Genomic DNA, 5,306 nt, shown 5'->3' with positions numbered 1-5,306 from the left:
AATCGTCCATGTAAATGGTTTTGAAATAGCCGATAAAGTCAGGAAAGCAGTTGCAGAATTATCTGGATTCGGTGAGATTTTGCTAGAAGATACCACCCCTGTAATCAGTACACATACAGGTGAGGGTGCCTTTGCTATTATGTATTATTGGGATTGATTTAAAAAGTACGTCCGGTTTCTTAACCGGACGTTCTTTTTCGTGGCTATTCTTCTGGCATCGGAGTTGGAGTGGGGCTTGCATATCCGTCAGCATATTTTTCATCGACAGCTAGACGAATCTCCTTCATGGATTTACCTTCGTTTTCCATGGCAATAGAATCGGCAGCAATTTGCAGACAAACGCCGCATCGGGTGCCATGATCATCCCAGACTACCTGTCCAGTTTTTTTGTTTTCAAAGACGAAGCAGTCATAATTATTCAGGTGACCTGCTGACTCTCCACAGCCGCAATAACAAGGCATGTTTTCTAATAGACGTTTGTGCTGCCCTGCTTCTGCATAGATGGTTTTAATTGCTTTTTCTTTTTTTTCAAGAAAAGCAGGAAGTACAGAAATTGATGCGGTCTCTTCTTGCAAGTCTCCATTTTCAGCACGGTGAGAGTGGCTTTCAGTCTCTGTAGAGTGTGTGCCACATCCGCTTAATAGAATGCATACTGTGAATAAACTGGTTATCAGCGTTGATTGAATGTTCATGTTATTTCTCCTTTTTACTCGTTGAAAATATATCGTATCATAGTTACTGCCCTGTTTGCTTTTTATTAGTAATATTTGCAGCGTAACTGTATAGTTCTTTCCTGTGTTGCAGCACTCTGATAGAATGAGAAAGTATAGTAGAATATAGTCTATTAAAGGCGGGGAAAATATGAAAAAGCTCCCAATGCTCATGATACTTGCGATGACATTGCTGGTGTCGGCATGCGGTTCAAAAGAAGTTCCTAATGCGAATAACTGGGAAACGGAAGATTTTAGTTTTATTGATCAGAATGGAGAGGATTTCTCTAAATCTGATTTAAAAGGAAAAGTTTGGGTTGCGGATTTTATTTTTACAAATTGTACAACGATATGTCTGCCAATGACAGCAAATTTAATAAAACTTCAGCAGCAATTAAAGGATGAAGGGATTAATGATGTTGAATTCGTTTCCTTTTCCGTTGATCCTGAAACGGACAAGCCGGACGTATTAAAAAACTATGGAAAAAAGATGAATGCGGATCTTTCTGCTTGGCATTTTCTTACAGGATACAGCCAAGCTGAAATAGAAAAATTTGCTTTTGATAATTTCAAAACTATGGTGAAGAAACCAGAAAATGAAGATCAGGTTATCCATGGTACTACGTTCTATTTGGTTGATCAAGAGGGGACGATCATTCAGGATTATTCAGGGGCGAAGGATGTGCCGTACGAAGAGATCATTAAACATATTAAGATTTTACAGAATTATTAAAACAGGCCCTTGGGTCTGTTTTTTTTTGTTGACCTTGAAGGAGAAAGTCAGCTTATATGGGCGGTTCGTATTGTTTTTTCGTGATATAATAATAGGAGTATAAGGGGTGGTGGAAGAGGATGAAGAGTAAATACATCAGTCTGTTCGTTAGTTTAGTTCTGATTTCAGCTTGTTCACACAATCGGCTTGCATTAGATTCAGAGAAGAATGTTCCAAAGAGTCAGCTTGAATTAAGTGAAAAGAAAAACATTCCGGTTACATTCTTTCCTGATCCAGTTGCAATCGTTTCAGTGGGAGATTCGTTAACAGCAGGAGTTGGAGATAGTAAAGATGCAGGCGGGTATCTTCCATATTTGAAAGAAAGTCTTGAAAGCGAACCGACAATCACCTCAGTAAAGATGGATAACTTCGGTGTAAAAGGAAATCGATCTGATCAGCTTTTGGAACGGCTGGATTCAACCGCTATTAAAGGGAGTATTGAAAAAGCGGATGCGGTTGTGATTACCATAGGCGGCAATGATATTATGAAGGTTGTCCGTAACCATTTTTCTGAGTTGAAGATGGCTCAGTTTAATGATGCCAGAAAAGGGTATGAATTAAGATTAAAACAAATAATTGAAAAAGTTCGTTTATATAATCAGGATACACATATATATCTAGTAGGCGTCTATAATCCATTTTCACAATGGTTCACAGGATTTGGTGAATTTGATACGATTATGGAGGAGTGGAATAAAAGCAGCGAACGGATCGTCAACGAATATGACGAAGCGTATTATGTTAATATCGGTGATATTTTTAAGGGTACAACAGCCGAAGTATTATATACAGGAGATTACTTTCACCCGAATGACCTGGGGTATCAATTGATTGCTGATCGTATTTACAGGAATTTAGATATCATGTCTTTAGGGTATGATGCGCTGGCTGCAGGCGCTAAAGGGGATGAGAACGATGACTACTAGAAAATGGAAAACATTATTTATCACGTTAGCTGCCTTGAATATTATCGGAATCATAACCGTATTCTTGTTAATTAGTTTACCTGTAAAAGATGAACCTATTTCAGAGAAACTTGTAAAGAACGAAGATATCGAATTTCAGGTCCATGCTAATCGAGAAGATCTTAATCTGCTGATTGCTCAATATCTGGAAAAGGAAGGCTTCACAGGTATTATAAATTATGAAGTTTTATTAACAGATGAAGTAGAGTTATTCGGAACGGTAAAGATGTTTGGGAGAGATGTTGAGCTGAAATTGACCTTTGAACCGATTGCTCAAAAAAATGGCGATCTTGTTTTGGTTCAAAAAACAATTAGTCTCGGACAAATGGGACTGCCAGTTTCATATGTCATGAACTTTATTAACAAACAGTTTAAAACACCTGACTGGGTTACCATTCAACCAAATCAAAAGCAAATCTATGTTTCCTTGCAAAATATGAAACTAAAAAGTGATATCAAAGTAAAAGCCAAAAAATTTGATCTTGAAAATGATGATATCTCATTTATTCTATCTGTTCCATCTCTCTAATACCTGCTAGTCTGGATTGAGAATAGGTATAAAAGAATGCCGTCCTGGAGGAGGGCATTCTTTTGTTTATTTGGAGCTGTGTAAGGGAAACAAAAACGGCGTTGATTAGGTATGGTAGTCAAGGACTTGTAATAACAGCTTGGAGATTCGGTGTTCCTCCGCTCGCAAGACCAATAATGTAGATTGTATACGGTGTACCAGGTTTGAATTCTATATTTTTAAGCGGTAGAACGACTTGGTTTGTTCCAGCAGCTCTCACTTCTAAATCTGCTGTCGTTGGGGTGATGGCAAGATAGTTTGTATGTTTTCGATAAGCTAATTCTTTAAAAATAGCTGCACCATCTTTTATGCCTATATCCACTTCAGGAGCATCTGGCGAAAGGTGAACAATTCGCAGTGCGGCTTCTCCCATAGGTACTTGAATGGTATCTGGTATGGATACTAGTTTGAATTTCTTATCTTTAACTGTAACGGCAAGCGTAACAGATTGACGGGGCTCTACCATGATTCGTTGACTTAGAACCGTATTGGTTTGATTACCGGCAGGATAGACGTCCACTTGATATTTGCCTGCGGGAAGTGACAAGTATTCGCTTAGTCTTTGGTAAGGGTAATTACTGAAGATCTTTGTTTCATTGACATAAATATCAACATTGCCTGCGTTTGGAGCCGCATGCAAAATCCGAAGGTTCCCTGGTTGGTTTGAGGAATGCATGATGTGATCTCGGTCTTGTTCAAGAGCCTTAGCGATGTTTTCTAAATGTTTGTAATAATATTGAATATGCAGATTGGGATTACTGTATTTAAAATAGTTTGAAAGCGTTTCGTATTTGGCAGCTTTATGAAGGTACTCTTCCATATTTCTATTCGGCATTACTCTCGCTCCTATCTTTCCATCTTTTCGTACCCAGCATATGCCCAACTTTCCAAAGTTGTGAACAAAGAGAAGTCTTTCTCAGAAGCGGAACGGCAGATTATTTTACACGCAGGTGAAAAAGCGTTAAAATGCTTTAAAAGCCAGAATTGGCTGAGAATAGGAATGGAGATGAAGATTCTTGCCAAATTTAGAAAAAGCAACCTTTGCGGGCGGCTGTTTTTGGTGTATGGTGAAGCCTTTTCATGAACAGCCTGGAATAGAATCTGTTTTCTCGGGATACACAGGCGGAACCACTGAAAACCCAACCTATGAAGAAGTTTGCAGTGATAGAACTGGCCATTATGAGGCAGTACAAATTACGTATAATCCAGAGATATTTCCCTATGAAAAGCTAGTGGAATTATATTGGCAGCAAATTGATCCAACTGATGAGGGAGGTCAATTTGGGGACAGGGGAAGTTCGTATCAAACAGCGATCTTTTATCACTCTGAACAACAAAAACAAACGGCTGAAGCTTCTAAGGAAAAATTGAGTCAAAGCGGACGTTTTGCAAAACCGATCGTTACACCTATTTTGCCTGCTGCAGTCTTTTATCCAGCAGAAACCTATCATCAAGATTATTATAAAAAACAACCAGCCCATTATAATGCGTATCGAATCGGTTCAGGCAGAGCCGGCTATATTGAAAGACATTGGGGGAAATGAAATGACTGATAAAGAAAATTTAAAGCAGAAGTTAACACCTATCCAATATGAAGTAACACAGAATAATGGAACAGAGCCGGCTTTCAGAAATGAATACTGGAACCATAAGGGTGAAGGAATCTATGTAGATATTGTCTCGGGTCATCCTTTGTTTACCTCTAAGGATAAATTTGATTCGTCCTGCGGCTGGCCGAGTTTTACGAAGCCAATTGAAGACGAAGAGGTTATTGAAAAAAGTGATACAAGCTATGGAATGCGCAGGATAGAGGTACGCAGCAAAACAGCTGATTCACATTTAGGTCATGTGTTCAATGATGGCCCTGGTCCCAGCGGCTTACGATATTGCATTAATTCAGCAGCCATTCGTTTTGTACCAGTTGCTGACCTTGAAAAAGAAGGATACAGTGAATATAAAAAGTTTTTTATGTAAATAGATGTATAAAGAAAATCCCTGACAAGTATATGTCAGGGGTTTTTATTTGTAATTATGGCAGCAATACGTACCACCGATTGATTGCTTTCATTAAACCCTGACCGTGTTCCTGAGACTTCAAAACGTACGGTATGCGGACCTTCAGGAAGGGAGCTGGCAACATATATAAATCGTTCTCGGGCAAACGGCCACCACGTACTAAGCTCTGCGGTCTTTTTACCATCAATAAATACAGTGATTTCTCCCCCATCAGGGCTGCGAAGCACCTGTAGACCAAGCATTGTACCTGTAAAGTGATAGGTCACGGAAGTGGC

The 5,306-nt window shown here is 39.1% G+C and carries 7 protein-coding genes and 1 pseudogene; 5 read left to right on the top strand and 3 right to left on the bottom strand.

Going from position 1 to position 5,306, the window contains the following annotated elements:
• Window positions 1-203 precede the first annotated feature (203 nt).
• Window positions 204-692 carry a PCYCGC motif-containing (lipo)protein gene (locus tag AC52RT_RS12380; RefSeq protein WP_495541028.1) on the bottom strand — a complete coding sequence of 163 codons (489 nt, stop codon included), beginning with the start codon at window positions 690-692 and terminating at the stop codon, window positions 204-206.
• 169 nt (window positions 693-861) lie between these two features.
• Between AC52RT_RS12380 and AC52RT_RS12375 the strand changes: the two genes are divergently transcribed.
• The 3 genes from AC52RT_RS12375 to AC52RT_RS12365 all read left to right on the top strand — a co-directional run bounded on the left by AC52RT_RS12375 (window position 862) and on the right by AC52RT_RS12365 (window position 2,976).
• Window positions 862-1,443: an SCO family protein gene (locus AC52RT_RS12375; protein ID WP_495541027.1), complete on the top strand. Its 582-nt coding sequence runs from the start codon at window positions 862-864 to the stop codon at window positions 1,441-1,443.
• 119 nt (window positions 1,444-1,562) lie between these two features.
• Window positions 1,563-2,408, top strand: coding sequence for an SGNH/GDSL hydrolase family protein (locus AC52RT_RS12370; protein WP_495541026.1), 846 nt, complete (start codon window positions 1,563-1,565; stop codon window positions 2,406-2,408).
• On the top strand, window positions 2,398-2,976 hold the full coding sequence (locus tag AC52RT_RS12365; RefSeq protein WP_495541025.1) for a YpmS family protein: 579 nt from the start codon (window positions 2,398-2,400) through the stop codon (window positions 2,974-2,976). Before AC52RT_RS12370 ends, AC52RT_RS12365 begins: the two co-directional genes overlap by 11 nt.
• A 118-nt stretch (window positions 2,977-3,094) precedes the next feature.
• Here the strand turns inward: AC52RT_RS12365 and AC52RT_RS12360 are convergent, their stop codons facing one another.
• On the bottom strand, window positions 3,095-3,850 hold the full coding sequence (locus AC52RT_RS12360) for a DUF4397 domain-containing protein (protein WP_495541024.1): 756 nt from the start codon (window positions 3,848-3,850) through the stop codon (window positions 3,095-3,097).
• Window positions 3,851-4,031: 181 nt separating this feature from the next.
• Here AC52RT_RS12360 and msrA point away from each other — a divergent pair, with 181 nt between their 5' ends.
• Both msrA and msrB read left to right on the top strand, forming a co-directional pair.
• Window positions 4,032-4,559, top strand: a complete 528-nt coding sequence (gene msrA / locus AC52RT_RS12355) for a peptide-methionine (S)-S-oxide reductase MsrA (protein WP_495541023.1) — start codon at window positions 4,032-4,034, stop codon at window positions 4,557-4,559.
• 1 nt (window position 4,560) lies between these two features.
• Window positions 4,561-4,989, top strand: a complete 429-nt coding sequence (gene msrB, locus AC52RT_RS12350) for a peptide-methionine (R)-S-oxide reductase MsrB (protein ID WP_495541022.1) — start codon at window positions 4,561-4,563, stop codon at window positions 4,987-4,989.
• 35 nt (window positions 4,990-5,024) lie between these two features.
• On the opposite strand, the pseudogene AC52RT_RS12345 reads toward msrB, so the two are convergent.
• Window positions 5,025-5,306: pseudogene (locus AC52RT_RS12345) on the bottom strand (SGNH/GDSL hydrolase family protein); the annotation flags it as partial.

Source organism: Peribacillus sp. (assembly GCF_059453735.1).
Note: the sequence above shows the minus strand (reverse complement) of the source record. Positions and strands in the feature narration are given on the sequence as shown.